Annotated in this window: 16 protein-coding genes and 1 pseudogene; 10 read left to right on the forward strand and 7 right to left on the reverse strand. The window is 44.6% G+C overall.

Translation table 11 applies throughout. The annotated features are described in order from the left end of the window. The first annotated feature begins 22 nt into the window (after window positions 1–22). Entirely contained in the window at window positions 23–208 is a 186-nt protein-coding gene (locus tag KHQ79_RS07655) for a YvzF family protein (RefSeq protein WP_003221676.1), read from the forward strand. A gap of 66 nt (window positions 209–274) precedes the next feature. After that, entirely contained in the window at window positions 275–1663 is a 1389-nt protein-coding gene (gene fumC / locus KHQ79_RS07660; RefSeq protein ID WP_003240775.1) for a class II fumarate hydratase, read from the forward strand. Between the two features lie 39 nt (window positions 1664–1702). On the opposite strand, the gene KHQ79_RS07665 is transcribed toward fumC, so the two are convergent. After that, complete coding sequence (locus KHQ79_RS07665) at window positions 1703–2578, reverse strand: TetR/AcrR family transcriptional regulator (protein ID WP_088112103.1); 876 nt, start codon at window positions 2576–2578, stop codon at window positions 1703–1705. Between the two features lie 166 nt (window positions 2579–2744). On the opposite strand from KHQ79_RS07665, the gene spxO reads away from it, so the two are divergent. Further along, window positions 2745–2909, forward strand: a complete 165-nt coding sequence (spxO, locus tag KHQ79_RS07670) for an anti-adapter protein SpxO (RefSeq protein WP_003221681.1) — start codon at window positions 2745–2747, stop codon at window positions 2907–2909. A 28-nt stretch (window positions 2910–2937) separates the two neighbouring features. Here the strand turns inward: spxO and cssS are convergent, their stop codons facing one another. After that, window positions 2938–4293, reverse strand: a complete 1356-nt coding sequence (gene cssS / locus KHQ79_RS07675) for a two-component system sensor histidine kinase CssS (protein ID WP_060399453.1) — start codon at window positions 4291–4293, stop codon at window positions 2938–2940. Further along, complete coding sequence (gene cssR, locus KHQ79_RS07680) at window positions 4290–4967, reverse strand: two-component system response regulator CssR (RefSeq protein WP_003240782.1); 678 nt, start codon at window positions 4965–4967, stop codon at window positions 4290–4292. Before cssR ends, cssS begins: the two co-directional genes overlap by 4 nt. A 277-nt stretch (window positions 4968–5244) precedes the next feature. Between cssR and htrB the strand changes: the two genes are divergently transcribed. Further along, window positions 5245–6621, forward strand: a complete 1377-nt coding sequence (htrB, locus tag KHQ79_RS07685; RefSeq protein WP_003240785.1) for a serine protease Do-like protein HtrB — start codon at window positions 5245–5247, stop codon at window positions 6619–6621. A 43-nt stretch (window positions 6622–6664) separates the two neighbouring features. Here htrB and mrgA read toward each other — a convergent pair whose 3' ends face one another. Together mrgA and KHQ79_RS07695 are read right to left on the reverse strand one after the other, a co-directional pair. Next, window positions 6665–7126: a metalloregulation DNA-binding stress protein MgrA gene (gene mrgA / locus KHQ79_RS07690; protein WP_003221689.1), complete on the reverse strand. Its 462-nt coding sequence runs from the start codon at window positions 7124–7126 to the stop codon at window positions 6665–6667. 89 nt (window positions 7127–7215) lie between these two features. Next, window positions 7216–8058 (reverse strand): oxidoreductase, encoded by an 843-nt coding sequence (locus KHQ79_RS07695; RefSeq protein ID WP_225514685.1) that lies wholly within the window; start codon window positions 8056–8058, stop codon window positions 7216–7218. A gap of 133 nt (window positions 8059–8191) precedes the next feature. On the opposite strand from KHQ79_RS07695, the gene KHQ79_RS07700 reads away from it, so the two are divergent. The 4 genes and pseudogenes from KHQ79_RS07700 to KHQ79_RS07715 all read left to right on the forward strand — a co-directional run bounded on the left by KHQ79_RS07700 (window position 8192) and on the right by KHQ79_RS07715 (window position 11895). Further along, complete coding sequence (locus KHQ79_RS07700; protein WP_225514687.1) at window positions 8192–9988, forward strand: M3 family oligoendopeptidase; 1797 nt, start codon at window positions 8192–8194, stop codon at window positions 9986–9988. Window positions 9989–10096: 108 nt separating this feature from the next. Continuing rightward, window positions 10097–10534 (forward strand): YusW family protein, encoded by a 438-nt coding sequence (locus KHQ79_RS07705; protein WP_003240790.1) that lies wholly within the window; start codon window positions 10097–10099, stop codon window positions 10532–10534. A gap of 217 nt (window positions 10535–10751) precedes the next feature. Next, complete coding sequence (locus KHQ79_RS07710; RefSeq protein WP_075749192.1) at window positions 10752–11579, forward strand: ABC transporter ATP-binding protein; 828 nt, start codon at window positions 10752–10754, stop codon at window positions 11577–11579. A 27-nt stretch (window positions 11580–11606) separates the two neighbouring features. Beyond that, window positions 11607–11895, forward strand: a pseudogene (locus tag KHQ79_RS07715) (YusU family protein). Window positions 11896–11915: 20 nt separating this feature from the next. On the opposite strand, the gene KHQ79_RS07720 reads toward KHQ79_RS07715, so the two are convergent. Further along, window positions 11916–12803: a LysR family transcriptional regulator gene (locus tag KHQ79_RS07720; protein ID WP_100276171.1), complete on the reverse strand. Its 888-nt coding sequence runs from the start codon at window positions 12801–12803 to the stop codon at window positions 11916–11918. Between the two features lie 133 nt (window positions 12804–12936). Between KHQ79_RS07720 and KHQ79_RS07725 the strand changes: the two genes are divergently transcribed. Then, a complete protein-coding gene (locus tag KHQ79_RS07725; protein WP_225514691.1) occupies window positions 12937–13677 on the forward strand; it encodes an SDR family NAD(P)-dependent oxidoreductase in 741 nt (246 codons plus the stop codon). Between the two features lie 17 nt (window positions 13678–13694). After that, a complete protein-coding gene (locus tag KHQ79_RS07730; protein ID WP_225514693.1) occupies window positions 13695–14078 on the forward strand; it encodes a tautomerase family protein in 384 nt (127 codons plus the stop codon). 37 nt (window positions 14079–14115) lie between these two features. Here the strand turns inward: KHQ79_RS07730 and mdtP are convergent, their stop codons facing one another. Beyond that, window positions 14116–15732, reverse strand: a complete 1617-nt coding sequence (gene mdtP / locus KHQ79_RS07735) for a multidrug efflux MFS transporter MdtP (protein WP_225514694.1) — start codon at window positions 15730–15732, stop codon at window positions 14116–14118. Window position 15733: the final 1 nt, after the last annotated feature.

A 15733-nucleotide genomic window follows, 5' to 3' on the forward strand; every position in this document is an offset into this window, starting at 1 on the left:
TTATGAAAGCGGAGGAAATGAAGTGGCACAGGTAAGGCTTGCAGGAAAACAAGAAGAAATCGAACAGCTCATCAGATCATTTGAAAAGCATTATGATGTCTCTTATACATCAAAGGAGTACGGCAGGACGAATCCGAAGTACAAATATTCAAAGGATTCCCGCGTATATCTTGAATTAAAATTAAAATCTGCCAAGATCGAAAAATAAAAAGGATTTTTTATATCACTGGCGAATTATGATCTATTGAAGCAACCGTTATGGAGGGATACATAAATGGAATACAGAATTGAACGAGACACCATGGGAGAAGTAAAAGTTCCTGCTGATAAATTTTGGGGCGCCCAAACACAGCGAAGCAAGGAGAACTTTAAGATCGGTTCTGAAAAAATGCCGATGCGAGTTGTGAAGGCGTTTGCAATATTAAAACGAAGCACAGCGCTCGCTAATAAACGCCTCGGCAATCTGGATGCGGAAAAAGCGGAAGCGATTGCAGCGGTTTGTGATGATGTGCTCAAAGGCAAATACGATGACAACTTCCCGCTTGTCGTATGGCAGACCGGAAGCGGCACACAAAGCAACATGAACATGAACGAAGTGGTGGCCAACCGCGCTACTGCTTTATTAAAAGAAAAGAACTCTGATCAAACGATTCATCCAAATGATGACGTGAACCGCAGCCAAAGCTCAAACGACACATTCCCGACTGCGATGCACGTTGCTGCCGTTTTGGCTGTTTACGAGCAGCTTGTGCCGGCGCTTGACCAGCTTCGCAGCACATTGGATGAAAAAGCGAAAGCATACAATGATATTGTCAAAATCGGACGCACGCACCTTCAGGATGCTACGCCTCTGACGCTTGGACAGGAAATCAGCGGATGGGTGTACATGCTGGATCGTTCGAAGGAAATGATTCTAGAAGCGACAGACAAAATGCGCGCGCTTGCAATCGGCGGAACGGCTGTCGGTACGGGAATCAATGCTCACCCAGAGTTTGGAGAGCTTGTCTCAGAAGAAATCACAAAACTGACCGGCCAAACGTTCAGCAGCTCGCCGAATAAATTCCACGCGCTGACAAGCCATGACGAAATTACTTATGCGCATGGCGCATTAAAAGCGCTTGCGGCTGACTTAATGAAAATCGCCAACGATGTCAGATGGCTTGCAAGCGGACCTCGCTGCGGCATCGGGGAGATTGTCATCCCAGAAAATGAGCCGGGCAGCTCCATTATGCCTGGTAAAGTCAATCCGACACAAAGTGAAGCATTGACAATGATCGCAGCGCAAATTATGGGGAACGATGCGACAATCGGCTTTGCGGCAAGTCAGGGTAACTTTGAACTGAACGTGTTTAAGCCTGTGATTATTTACAACTTCCTGCAGTCTGTGCAGCTGCTGAGTGACGGCATGAATTCATTCCATGATAAATGTGCTGTCGGTATTGAGCCAGATAAAGAAACCATCCAGGAAAACCTGTCAAATTCATTAATGCTTGTTACGGCGCTGAATCCGCATATCGGATATGAAAACGCGGCGAAAATCGCCAAGCTTGCCCATAAAGAGGGATTGACGCTGAAAGAAGCGGCATTGAAGCTTGAATTGCTGACAGAGGAGCAATTTAACGAAATGGTTAAACCGGAAGATATGGTAAAGCCAAAGGCGTAATAGAAAGAAAAAACGGCTGCTTTTAAAGCAGCCGTTCTTCTAAATATGTTGCTGTTTTAATAGATATTTAAGCTGCTCTGCATCTTTGGCGAGAGCTTCAGACTCCGTCAGGTTATGGATCATTCCTTTTATGATCGCCAGCTTCGGTGTTTTTTTCTTCATTTCTGCTTCAAGTATGTCCAAGCTCTCCGATAATTCAAGAGAGGAGTTTGTGTTTAAGCTGTTAATTTTGTCACGAAGGCTTTTCACAATCGATTCAGTCAGCGGGTCAGGCCGTCCGTGCGTAAGAGGCCCAAATAAAGAGCTTGCCTCTTCCAATGTGATGAAAGGCTTATCGTTTCGTTCAGACATGCCTTTTACCATATCATCAATTCTATTAATAATGATATCAGCTAATTGATCCGGCTTCACATTGTACCCGAGCAAAATCATGCTTTCCAGGTAAATCTGGCTGATGCCCTCTATTAAGAAACAAAGCTCTGCAGTATACGGTTCCGCCTTTTTTCCGTAAATGTTCAGCAAGCTGTCGATATGAAATTGAAGTGAGGACTGGCGGATTTTTTTTGCGCATTGCTCCACTTCCTCTGTGTAAGGCAGAGAACCTTCCTTCATCTGCATGCTGATAAAATCCTTGTGTTCAAGGATGTTTTCATAGAGCACGGTCAGCTGTTTGCGGTAAGCCGTTCTGGGGCTGTCGCCCTTCGTTTTAAGATTTAAAATTCGGGTAAACGTTTTATCATAATAGTAGTTCAGCATAGAGAGAAGAAGCGCTTCTTTCGAAGGAAAATAAATATAAAAAGCGCCTTTAGATATTTTGCATTCTTTTGCGATTTCCTGTACTGATGTTGAGTTGTATCCTTTTTGGGCAAACAGTTTTAAGGCTGTTTCAATAATCAGCTTTTCTTTTTCCTTCAATGGTTCCACCCTTTCGGAGCCCGGAGGCCTGCAGGATATGACCATATAGTCACACCTTCTGTTATAAAATTAACCTTATTGTAACTTGTTTTTTTATCATGTATTATTTATATTATAAATTGAGATGACCGAACGGTCAAAGCTCAAGCGAAAGGGTGAATCTAGAATGAGAGAATTGGACGAAATGATCAGCCGCTTGCGAAACAGAGGAATCAAAGTGGAGAAAGTCAAATATCCGAAGCAGACCTTGTCAGAGAAAAAATGGGTTCATCAATGCAAACAGCCGCTCAAAACAAATTACAGAGACTTTAACGGCTATTCTTTCACATAAAAAAATAGACTGCAAAAACATCTACAGTCTATTTTGGCACTGCTATGCGGTATGTTACACCCGTTTTGTCATTTTCAATTGAGATAGAGGCCTTATGAAGAGTTAAAATTCGTTTTACGATGCTGAGACCAATGCCGAATTCGCCTTTCTTCCCTTTATTAAAAGGCTCATAGAGGCTGGAGAGCATCTCATCTTCAATATGCGGACCGTCATTTTTGATGGTGATCACGATATTCCGATCATCTTGTTTCATGCTGATTTCTATTTTTGTCGCAGCATAGCGGATTTGATTTTCCAGAATATTCTCGAGGAGTTTGTTCCATTGCTCCGGATCGCCAGGCATCAGAATGTCTTCTTCTACATCAATATCCCACGATAATTCTTTCCGCGCCCACTTCAGTCTTTCGATGACTTCTTCTGTCACTTCCACGATACTGAACATGTCGTGCTGCACTTTTTGCTTTGCTAAATAATCTAGCTTTGTTAAATATAATAAATCCTTTATTTTTTTCTCCAGCTTAAGGGCTTCGCCTTCAATGACATCTACTGTATTTTCAAGATCTCCTTTAGGAAAAATCCCGTCTTTAATAGATTGTGTATAACCTCTGATAACCATAACCGGTGTTTTTAAATCGTGAGAGATATTTTGCAATAGGGTTCTTTCTGTTTCGTCCTTTTGCACAAGCTTTTGACGCATCTCCTCGATGGTATGGCCCAATTTGCCGATTTCATCTTTCCGATCCACTTTCACTGGGTCATCCCAGTCCTGTTCGGAAATCCGTTTGACGTGCTTTTCAAATGACACGAGAGGCCTTGATAAATACTTCGCAAGCCAAATGGCTGGAATCCAGCTTAATAAAATGACAACAGCTAAAATAAACAGAAGCTGTCTGAATAGGGTATAGGCCAGATCGTCCCGATAGGAATCAAGCGCGTAGGAGAGCATCATGGCTGATTGTCCATTGACGGAAAGCCCCTTTTTAATGACAAAAAACACTTTCTCTCCATCGACGTCGGCGCTGTACCGTTTCTTTTTGGCCTCCTGCTTATCAGCCAGCTTGTACACCTTATGGATAAACGAAGATGACAGGATTCTCAAATCCTTGTCTGAAGAAGCAGCTTCATTTTCGGGCAGGAGCACGTGCTGCACAGAGCGCACAGTCGTAGGCGCCGTGGCTTCCTCACTGTAATAGCGCCTTTCAATTGAACCCGGCAGGCGGTACTCCGTCAGAACATGCTGCTCATTTTCAATTGTCGTATACGTTTCATTGGTAAAGAAATCGCGCAGCGTGTTTGAAAATAACACTAGCAGTAAAATAGATATCGCTAACAGGATGCCGGATATGACAACCCATATTTGAAACGCGAGCGGCTTGTTTTTCATGATGACATCATCCTGTAGCCGAACCCGTAAATCGTCTCCACCTTCAATTCAGGCATCTTTCTGCGCAGTCTCCGAACGAGGTCATCAACAACCCGGTCTGTGCCGAAGTAGTCATGCCCCCATACTTTTACGAGAATATCCTCACGTGAGTATGGATGTCCTTTATGATGGATAAATAAAAGCAGCAGATCAAATTCCTTCGACGTCAAATTGATGATATTTCCGTTTTCATCATATACCTCGCGGGCGTCTTCGGCGACCCGATACGAAGAGACGGCGATTTCATTTTTTTGTACAGGCGGAGCTTCCTTATAAACGAGCTGCAGCAGCTTTTGTACACGTATTATCAGCTCCCGCGGCAGAAACGGCTTTGAAATGTAGTCATTGCTGCCAAGCTCTAAGCCAAGCACTCTGTCAATATCTGCATCTCGGGCGGAAATAAAAATGACCGGCACGTCAGGATCTTTCGCTTTGATTTCTTTTATTAATGTATAGCCGTCAGTATCCGGCAGCATGATATCGAGAATCCAAAGGTGGGGAGACGGCGTCATTTTCTTTCTGGCGTCTTCACCTTTCGTAAAAGATGTAATGTTCCAGCCCTCATTCTCTAAATACTTCGTCAGCAGTTCATTCAGGTTATCCTCATCTTCAACTAGATAAATGGTGTATGACAAGGCTCTTCACATCCTTTCAACGTCATTATAAACTAGTTTTAACATACGGCAGGCAATTTTCATAATTTCACATATTCTTTTCATTTTTATCCCACAATGTTTGTTTATGATATGTATAAGGGAAGAAAGGAAGAGAAAAAGAGCGAGGAAGATGTAGGATGATCAAACATATTCTATTTTGGTGCTTTGCTTTTCTCCTCATCATTGGGACAATTGAACTTGTACATGCGATTAATATGTAACGATAAATGAAAAACCGTTAAGGGAGTGTAAGAACATGGATTATCGACGTGATGACCAAAACGATCAACCTCAAGCAGAATCTTCACATACAGAACATCAGAATACAGAAAACCGGCAGCTGATTGAACATTCTGAACAGAAATTGCTTGACGCGCCTGTTTCGTATGAAGCGGGAAAGCAGGAAACGGCTTCTGCTTTAGAAAGGGAGAAGACAGAAACGGCTGTGAAAAAAGAAAAGAAACGGAGAGCCGCTTGGCTGAGCCCGATTTTAGGCGGAATTATCGGCGGGGGCCTGATGCTCGGCATCGCGCCTTATCTGCCGTCAGACCAAAATCAGGCGACTGAGGCCGTTTCCGCCAATAAACAGGTGCAGTCAGATAATTTTACAACGACACCGATCACTAACGCTTCAAACGTCGCTGATATGGTAGAGGATTTAGAGCCGACGATTGTCGGTATCTCCAACATCCAAACCTCCCAAAATAACACATTCGGCACGGGAGGCGGCTCCAGCTCTGAAAGTGAAAGCGGAACGGGGTCAGGCGTCATTTTCAAGAAAGACAGCAATAAAGCGTATATCATTACAAACAACCATGTTGTTCAAGGCGCGAATAAGCTGACTGTCACGTTATACAACGGAGAAACGGAGACTGCCAAACTTGTCGGCAGCGATACCATAACTGATTTGGCCGTTCTGGAAATCAGCAGCAAGAACGTCAAAAAAGTGGCGAGCTTCGGTGACTCTTCAAAGCTGCGCACGGGCGAAAAGGTAATCGCCATCGGAAACCCGCTCGGACAGCAGTTTTCCGGTACGGTGACACAAGGCATCATCAGCGGATTGAACCGGACAATTGATGTAGATACAACACAAGGAACGGTGGAAATGAACGTGCTGCAAACTGACGCAGCGATCAATCCGGGGAACAGCGGAGGCCCGTTAATCAATGCAAGCGGCCAAGTCATCGGCATCAACAGTTTGAAGGTGAGCGAAAGCGGCGTGGAGTCACTTGGATTTGCGATCCCAAGCAATGATGTAGAGCCGATTGTTGACCAGCTGCTGGAAAACGGGAAGGTAGATCGTCCGTTTTTAGGCGTACAAATGATTGACATGTCACAAGTGCCAGAAACCTATCAGGAAAATACACTCGGCCTGTTTGGAGATCAATTGGGCAAAGGTGTTTATGTAAAAGAAGTTCAAGGGAATTCACCTGCGGCAAAAGCCGGTATCAAATCTGAGGATGTCATTGTCAAACTAAACGGTAAAGACGTGGAAAGCAGCGCGGATATCCGCCAGATCCTTTACAAAGACTTGAAAGTCGGAGATAAAACGACAATTCAAGTACTGCGAAACGGAAAAACGAAAACCTTGAACGTGACACTGACCAAGCAGACAGAAAGCAGCACAAGCTAAGCGGTAATCAAAAAGCTGAACCCGAAAAGGGTTCAGCTTTTTTTTATCCTAAGTAAGCGGAAAGCATCCACACTTGTTTTTCAACTTCATCAATTAATCCGACAAACAAATCTGCTGTCGCATTGTCTTGATTTTCTTCAGCCAGTCCGATCACGAATTTAGATTCGCTGCTGATTTGTTTGTAGTCATTTACCAATGCTTGTACCATTTCTGACGCTGATGTTTCGTTTCCGCCGTCTGTGATAGACGCATGCTCAGTGTATTCCTTCAATGTGGCAACAGGCTGTCCGCCAATCGCGAGCAGGCGCTCAGCGATGGTATCGACCGTTTCAGCCGCATGGTCATACAGTTCTTCAAATTTTTCATGCAATGTAAAGAAATGAGGCCCTTTCACATACCAATGGAAGCGGTGGAGCTTAGAGTATAACAGAAACCAGTTTGATAATTGTGTGTTCATTGAATTCTCAACTAATGTTTGGTTTGTTTTTGCATTTTCAGTTTTCATAAGATAACGTCCTCCTTGTGATCTGTTAATTTAATTATACCACGTATTAATTAAAAATCAATACTAAATTATAATTATTATAATTTAGATCAACTGAAAAGTTTTTTCTTGAGGATAGATTCCCACGCAGACCAAGGAAAAAGCGACCGGAATAACAAGGTGAGCTTGATGCCTTTTCCGATCGGGTATCGCAATTTCTTTAAGTGCTGTTTTGTTGCCAATTGATAAATGAGGTCGGCAACCTCTTGGGGATCTCCGCTTTCATCTGCGTTTTTTTCAACGTAGGAAAGGATCTTTTGATAGTATCGATGATAAGCTGAATCGTCAGCGGGCACCGACATATAATTTGATAATGATGTTGACCAGATTGATGTCTTGTATGAGCCCGGCTCGATCAAAGCGGTTTCGATTCCGGACGGAAGCAGTTCCATACGCAGGCTTTCAGAAAAACCCTCCAGTGCATGCTTGGAAGCTGCATAAGGCGACAGCGCAGGGAATCCGGTCAGACCGCTGATGCTGCTCACATTTATAATCTTTGCGCCGCTATGCTTTCTTATGTAAGGCAAAACGGTTTTTGTCACATGAATTAAACCGAAGACATTTGTTTCAAATTGTTGTCTGAAATGTTCCATCGGCACATCCTCGACAAATCCTCCATAAGCCGTTCCGGCGTTGTTCACGAGAATATCAATGGGAGCGTAAGTGCTAACAGCTTTTCCGAATGAAGCGATAGATTGTTCATCTGTGACATCGAGAGCGGTGATGTGAATAGAATCAGACACATTGTGTGCTGCGGCCAATTCCCGAAGCTGTTCAGCTTTCTCAGGCTGTCTTGTTGTAGCAATTACGAAAAATGACTTGGCGAGCTTCACGGCTGCCAGCCGACCAAAGCCTTTTGATGCTCCTGTTACGATGGCAATTTTTTTATTCATCATATACCTCCTATTAAACTGCTACAGCTATTGTACAATCATGAACGGAAAATTACGCCTATCAAAGAAATTTTTATACAATAATTCAGAATTGTTCTATAATAAAATGAAAGAAGGAAAGGGGTTTTGTGTTATGGCGCTGCAAGGGGTAGACCAAAGATGGGATCTTGATTCATTTTTTAAGGGCGGGAGCCAATCAGAAGAATTCAAGGGATATATCGAGAAACTGTCACAAAGTCTGCATGCATTTCAAGACATGACTGATGCGTTTCAGGTGCCTGAATCGCCTGAAGATACTGAAGAACTGACGTCTTTGCTTGATTTATTCGAACAGACATCCGTCAAGCTTCAGCAGGCCGGCGCTTATGTCGCTTGCCTTATGGCCCAGAATATCAGTGATCATAAGGCTAATGAGCATAAATCGCTGATGAATCAGCTTTCTGCTAATTTTCAGTCCTCTCTCGTCACATTGGATCATAAGCTTGTGGACATTGACCAAGACGTGTGGAATACACTGCTTACAAAACCGGGATTACGTGATGTATCGTACATATTAAACGAAAGAAGACAGAGGGTTGCTGAGAAGCTCAGCCCGGGTAAAGAAAAACTGATTGGAAACCTTGCGGTGGACGGGTATCATGCTTGGAGTGACTTATACAATATGGTTGTCGGGAAAATGACGATACCGTATGAGGAAAACGGTGAGAACAAGCAATTGTCTGTTGGCCAGGCTGAAAATGTGATGGCCCATCAAGACCGCGCTGTCAGAAAAACAATATATGAACGCTTGCATCAAGCCTGGGAGAGCAAGCAGGATGTGTTCAGCAGCACACTGAATCATTTAGCGGGATTCCGGCTTGAAACCTATAAAGCACGCGGCTGGGAGAACGTCCTGAAGGAGCCGCTGCAGATCAACCGGATGAAAAAAGAAACACTGGATACGATGTGGCAGGTTATCACTGAAAACAAGCAGCCGTTCGTTCAGTTTCTGAACCGGAAAGCGTCGATGCTCGGTCTTGAAAAGCTCAGCTGGTACGATGTTGAGGCACCGATCGGTTCTGATGGAAAGGCCTATTCATATGATGAAGCCGCAAATGTTATCGTCAGCCAGTTTTCAACGTTTGGCAAAAAACTGTCCTCTTTCACTGAAAAAGCGTTTCGGGACCGCTGGATTGAAGCGGAAGACAGGAGCGGAAAAAGAGTCGGCGGCTTTTGCACGAGCTTTCCGGACAGCGGTGAATCACGAATTTTCATGACGTTTTCGGGAAGTGCCTCAAATGTCTCAACGCTTGCACATGAGCTCGGACACGCGTTCCATCAGGAAGCGATGCTCAACGTCAGGCCGTTAAACCGTTCCTACGCTATGAACGTCGCGGAAACGGCCTCGACGTTTGCAGAAATGATTGTGGCGGACGCGACTGTCCAGCAGGCGCAGACGAAGGAGGAAAAGCTTGTCCTTCTTGAAGATAAAGTGCAAAGAAGCGTTGCGTTCTTCATGAATATCCATGCCAGATTCCTATTCGAAACGAGATTTTACGAAGAACGAAAGCGGGGAGCTGTCCCGGCCGACCGCTTGAATGAGCTGATGGAAGAGGCGCAAAAAGAGGCATATTGCGATGCGTTAGGAGAGTATCATCCGCTTTTTTGGGCGGCAAAGCTTCACTTTCATATCACGAGGGTGCCATTTTACAATTTCCCTTATACGTTCGGCTATCTGTTTTCTCTTGGTATTTATGCATTGGCGCTTGAAGAAAAAAATCCGTTCGAAGAGAAGTATATCGCGTTATTGCGCGATACGGCTTCTATGACCGTTGAAGATTTGGCGATGAAGCATTTGGGTGCTGACATCACGAAGCGCGATTTCTGGGAGAATGCCATTAAGCTGGCCGTGCGTGACGCGGAGGCCTTTTTGCAAATGACTGAATCTTAAAGAAAAGCCGTGGCGTAAGTTGCCCCGGCTTTTTCAATTCTCCTCTGAATGAGGATTTCATTCTCTGGATATACCTAAAACAAATGGAATCCTACAGGGGGGAAACATATGCATTTAATCAGAGCAGCCGGGGCTGTTTGTCTCGCAGTGGTTCTGATTGCGGGCTGCCGTCTCAATGAAGATCAGCAGCAGGCAGAAGGAGAAAATACAGCCGTCACCCAGCAGAAGTCCGTTCCTTACAGCAATTTCTCGCTTCGCGTGAGCTATGGGGATGGTGAGCATAATCGTTATGAAAGCATATATACAAAAAACGGGACTCAGGAAACAGCGGAAATACAGGATAAGCTCTCCGGCGTCAAACAGGAGGGAGAAGAAGCATTAGATGAGATGAAAATAATCCTGAGCGAGCTTTCCGTGACAGACCAAATGGCAGAAACAGAAGTGATCCACAGTGTGCTGGCAGCATTTAATCTGGACAGCCATTATGATCATATCGACTTAAAACTGAAGCTGAAGGACGGCTCAGTCAGAGAAATTAAGAAATAACCTTGTGATAAAAAACCCATAAACGCCAATTATGTCCAAAAAACTAATTGAAAATGATTTTCAAAGTCATTGTTTTCTGCTACAATGAGGGATATATGACCATATCAAATGGCTGAATATCGAATCACTTGCATTGATGACAATTGACTTAAAACGCATGTATATAGAAAACGTGCAATACATAGTGCTGCTAAAAAGCCAGCAAAAAGGAGCGGTTATGGGTATGAGTGCAATTTCTACAGAAACGCTGAGCTTAGGATACGGGGATGCCGTTATTATCGATGAGTTGAATTTAACAATTCCAAAAGGTGAAATCACCGTATTTATTGGCAGCAATGGCTGCGGAAAATCGACACTTTTACGTTCATTAGCGCGTCTGATGAAGCCGAGAGGCGGTTCAGTGCTGCTGGAAGGAAGAGCGATTGCCAAGCTTCCGACGAAGGAAGTCGCAAAAGAGCTCGCCATCCTGCCGCAAGGTCCTTCGGCTCCAGAGGGGCTGACAGTGCATCAGCTGGTCAAGCAAGGAAGATATCCTTACCAAAACTGGCTGAAACAGTGGTCAAAAGAGGATGAGGCAGCAGTTGAGAGAGCGCTTAAAGCAACAAAGCTTGAGGACATGGCTGACCGCGCCGTCGATTCTTTGTCAGGAGGACAGCGCCAGCGGGCTTGGATCGCGATGACGCTTGCGCAGGAAACGGATATTATTCTTCTAGACGAGCCGACGACGTATTTAGACATGACGCACCAAATAGAAATTCTTGATTTGCTGTTTGAACTGAATGAAAAGGAAGAGCGGACGATTGTTATGGTTCTCCATGACTTAAACTTGGCGTGCCGCTATGCGCATCATCTCGTGGCTATAAAAGATAAACGTATTTATGCTGAAGGCCGTCCTGAAGAGGTCATTACTTGTGATCTTGTGCAAAATGTGTTTTCTATGAACTGTCAGGTCACACAGGACCCGCTGTTCGGAACGCCTCTTTGTATCCCTCATGGCAAGGGCAGATGCATTGTCCAGGAAGCGGCTTTCACATCACATGGATAAATAACGCCAGCGGAAGGAGCTTTCACCCTGAGAAAGCTCCTTACTGTTTTTTTCGAAAGGAAGATGGAAAATGGAACAAAAACTTCAGGAGCAGTTAGATGGATTGCTGGAGAAATATACTGAGCTTCTGCTTGGTGAATCAAACAATGAGCTAAAAGAAGAAGTGAAGCAATGGATTTTGTACACGCATATAGCCAAAAGCATGCCTGCGCTCGCTAAGCATTGGAATGCGACATATCCTGATGCAAAGCAGGGCATTAAAGATATCATTCAGCATATTAAGGAATTAAATGAAGCGCATCGAAACAAACAATAGCTAAAAAAGCAGTCTGCCAATTACAACAGACTGCTTTTTTGTGATGCTGCCGTTTTATCAGGCGCAAAGGAATCCATAAAGGTCCGCAACGCGCTGCTGATAAACGAATCTTTTCGGACAATAAATTCTGTTTTCATCTGTCTGAGGGCTTCAGGCAGAGGGTACAGTCGAATCGACCCTTCAGCCTCGTGTTTCTGCACAACCGTTCTCGGCAGCAAAGAAATGCCAAGACCTGCTGTAACCCCGCCGATAATCGCTTCAAGCGTGCCAAATTCCATAATGACCGGCTGTGTGACGCCGACAGAGCGCAGCCATTTTTCAAGTGTCTCTCGATACGAACAGCCTGTGCTATAAACGAGAATCGGCTTTGTGATGGCTTCCTCTGCATTGGAAACAGAAGCAGCCGAAACAACCACTGGTTCTTCCTCAAATGCAGGATAGGATTTGAGCTCAGGATGATTGCATTCGCATCCGATAAACGCGCCATCCAATTCATAACGAAGAACTTTGTCAATGAGAAATTGTGTATGCCCTGTTGTTAAAGACAGCTGTACGTTTGGATGCTCTTCATAATAAGCAGCCAGAAGCTTCGGAAGCCTTACCGCGGCGGTTGTCTGAGTAGAGCCGATCATAAGCGGCCCGCTTGGTTCGACGGAGGATGAGAGCGCTTTAGACGCTTCATCCAGCAGGCCGATAATTTTATTTGCGTAGTCCAGCAGCAGTTTTCCGCTTGCAGAAAGTGTCATGCCGCGATTATGGCGCAAAAACAGAATGGTGCCAAGCTCAGCTTCCAATTGTTGAATTCTTGCTGTGACATTCGATTGCACATAGCCAAGCTGCAGGGCGGCTTTCGTAATTGTGCCTTCACGGGCTACCATTTGAAACACACGTAAATCTCCGCTTTCCATTTTGAATTCCTCCGTTCATTTGCTATCAATCTGAGTGATATCAAGTATCTTTAACAATCATTATACGTAACATCCAATCTGGATTACAATGGAAACAGCAAGATAATTTAATCAACAACAAGGAGTGGCGGCAATGAATGTAATCAACAAAATAGCTCTCGTAACAGGGGGCGGCACAGGAATCGGAAGAGCTGCCAGCATGGAATTGGCAAAACGCGGAGCGGTTGTTGCGGTGAATTATTCACGTTCGCAATCCGAAGCGGAGGAAACCGTGGAAATGATTAAAAAAGAAGGCGGGCAAGCCTTCGCCATCCAAGCGGATGTATCAAAAAACAGTGACGTGCTGGATATGGTTCAATCGATTGTGAAAACATACGGCACGATTGATGTTTTAGTCAACAACGCCAGCATTACGCGGCATATTCCAATGGATGATCTAGAAGCTGCGACAGAAGACATCTGGGATGAGCTGTACGCTGTCAATGTGAAAGGGATGTTTTTCTGCGCGCGGGCCGTTGTTCCATTCATGAAAAAAAACAAGGCTGGAGCGATCGTAAATGTCGGCAGTATCGCAGGTTTAACCGGGGCGGGCTCATCTATGCCTTACGCAGTGTCAAAATCGGCGGTGCACGGTTTAACGAAATCATTGGCCCACGCTTTAGCGCCCGAAATCAGAGTGAGCGGTGTAGCACCGGGAGCTGTCGCAACAAGATGGTGGGCTGGCCGGGAAGAAAAAATGAAAAGCATGATCGGCACTTTGCTGTTACAGCGTATTGCTGAACCGGAAGAGGTCGCCAAATTGATTTGTTCGCTTGTTGAACAGGAATCACTCACAGGCCAAATCATCACAATTGACAGCGGACAGACGCTGTAAAGAGAGGAGATGCGGGGATGCCATTTGTACAAATTCATTTGCGGGCGGGGAGAAGCGAAGCGTGGCTTAAAAAACTAAGCAGAACCATCCACCAATCGATGATCGAAGAAATCAATGTGCCGGAAGATGACTATTTTCAAGTGATCAGGCAATATGAAAAAAGCGAATTTTTTTATGATCCGTCTTATCTGCAGGTTGAGCGTACTGATGAACTGATATACATTCATTTTACGTTGAAGCATTCAAGAACAACTGAACAGAAAAAAGCGCTTTACCGCTCAATCGCAAGTGGGATTCATTCCGAGCTTGGTGTAAGAAAAGAAGATGTGTTTATCATGCTGGCCGGAAACCGGGATGAGGATTGGTCCTTCGGAAACGGAAGGGCTCAGATGATACAATAAAAAAAACCCCGCGGATTGGTACCCGCGGGGTTTTCTATTAATGGGAAGGTGATTCAACGGCTTGTGCCGCTTTCTCCTTTACTTGTTCTCCCGTTTTCTTATTCGATAGCTTGATAGGTTTTAAGAACAAGGTAAATACGGCTCCGACTGCGATAAAGATCAGGCCTGTATAAAACACGCTGTGGAGCGAATCCATCAACGATGTTTTTAAAATCGGCATAATATGGGATGAGAAAGCCGCAGGGATTTGTTTGATTGCGTCCGGGCTGAACAGTGATTGCAGCAGCCCTTGCGGATTTGTATCAATCATACCCTTTAGCTGGGCGGCAAATGAGCTTGCCTGTGCCGGAAGTGAGTCTAAATATGGCACCAGTTTATCAGTTAATAAACTTCCGGATCTCGCATTCATAACGGCTCCCAGCATGGTAATACCGAATGTTCCTCCGATAGAACGGAAGAATTGGCTGGATGAGGTGACAACCCCAAGCTCTTCCTTCGAAAAGCTTTCCTGTAAAGCCAGTGTCAGAATCGGCATAACCAGACCCATTCCCAGACCAATAATCGCCATATACGATGTAGCGACAAGCTTGCTCGTATCAAGATCCAAAGTTGTTAACAGAAGGAATCCTCCGGCCATAACCAGCATGCCTGTAATGATTTGCGGTTTAATGCCGATTTTGTAAACAAGCTGGCCGCCGATAATACTTGTAATAATCATAGAGATCATCATCGGTGTCATAATCGTGCCTGATTCAGACGCGCTTACACCGACAATTCCCTGCATAAAGAAAGGAACAAACGTAATTGCACCAAACATTCCGATACTCATAAAAAAGCCGATCAGGTTTAAAAATGTAAACGTTCTGTTTTTAAATAGATACATTGGCAGGATTGGCTCTTTTGCTTTTGATTCTACGATAATAAAGCTGACAATGCCGATTAGCGCGAGTGCGAATAAACCAAGAATCTGCCATGAATCCCACGCGTAATCTTTCCCGCCAAAGCTTAGGGCGAGAAGAAGGCTGACAACTCCGACAATCATAGTGAAAATACCAGCGATGTCGAAGTTGATTGGACCAGTCTGCTGGCGGCCCTGCAATCCTCTCGCAATAAAAATAACCGCAATAATTCCGACTGGAAGGTTAATATAGAAAACCCATTTCCAGTTTAGCGAGTCTACAATCCAGCCGCCGATTTGCGGCCCAATCACTGAAGCAAGCCCGTAAATTGCGCCAAAGACCCCTTGGAATTTAGCACGCTGTTTTCCTGTGAACAAGTCACCGATAACAATCATCGCCATCGGCATCATGATGCCTCCGCCGATTCCTTGAAGTCCACGGAAGACAATCAATTCTGTCATATTATTGGCCATTCCGCACAAAGCAGAAGCTGCCATAAAAATAATCAAACCTGATACATAGACAATGCGGCGTCCCAATAAATCGGCCAGTTTGCCGGCAATTGGAACGATGGTTGTTGATGTTAACAAATATGCAGTTGTCAGCCAGGTCATCATGCTCAAACCGCCCAGATCACCGACAATTTTCGGCATGGCCGTTCCGACAATGGTACCATCAAGAGCTGAAAAAAACATGGCAATAATTAAGCCTGTTATTAATAACGTTCGTTTTGATTGTTTGCCTTCATTACTCATT

This window comes from Bacillus sp. TSO22 (assembly GCF_020223595.1).
Lineage (GTDB): Bacteria > Bacillota > Bacilli > Bacillales > Bacillaceae > Bacillus > Bacillus inaquosorum.

Bases quoted from the DNA above. Each gene is read 5' to 3' on its own strand.
- fumC (WP_003240775.1), top strand. From the start codon at position 275: ATGGAATACAGAATTGAACGAGACACCATGGGAGAAGTAAAAGTTCCT.
- spxO (WP_003221681.1), top strand. From the start codon at position 2,745: ATGAGAGAATTGGACGAAATGATCAGCCGCTTGCGAAACAGAGGAATC.
- cssS (WP_060399453.1), bottom strand. From the start codon at position 4,293: ATGAAAAACAAGCCGCTCGCGTTTCAAATATGGGTTGTCATATCCGGC.
- htrB (WP_003240785.1), top strand. From the start codon at position 5,245: ATGGATTATCGACGTGATGACCAAAACGATCAACCTCAAGCAGAATCT.
- mrgA (WP_003221689.1), bottom strand. From the start codon at position 7,126: ATGAAAACTGAAAATGCAAAAACAAACCAAACATTAGTTGAGAATTCA.
- KHQ79_RS07695 (WP_225514685.1), bottom strand. From the start codon at position 8,058: ATGAATAAAAAAATTGCCATCGTAACAGGAGCATCAAAAGGCTTTGGT.
- KHQ79_RS07700 (WP_225514687.1), top strand. From the start codon at position 8,192: ATGGCGCTGCAAGGGGTAGACCAAAGATGGGATCTTGATTCATTTTTT.
- KHQ79_RS07705 (WP_003240790.1), top strand. From the start codon at position 10,097: ATGCATTTAATCAGAGCAGCCGGGGCTGTTTGTCTCGCAGTGGTTCTG.
- KHQ79_RS07710 (WP_075749192.1), top strand. From the start codon at position 10,752: ATGGGTATGAGTGCAATTTCTACAGAAACGCTGAGCTTAGGATACGGG.
- KHQ79_RS07720 (WP_100276171.1), bottom strand. From the start codon at position 12,803: ATGGAAAGCGGAGATTTACGTGTGTTTCAAATGGTAGCCCGTGAAGGC.
- KHQ79_RS07725 (WP_225514691.1), top strand. From the start codon at position 12,937: ATGAATGTAATCAACAAAATAGCTCTCGTAACAGGGGGCGGCACAGGA.
- KHQ79_RS07730 (WP_225514693.1), top strand. From the start codon at position 13,695: ATGCCATTTGTACAAATTCATTTGCGGGCGGGGAGAAGCGAAGCGTGG.
- mdtP (WP_225514694.1), bottom strand. From the start codon at position 15,732: ATGAGTAATGAAGGCAAACAATCAAAACGAACGTTATTAATAACAGGC.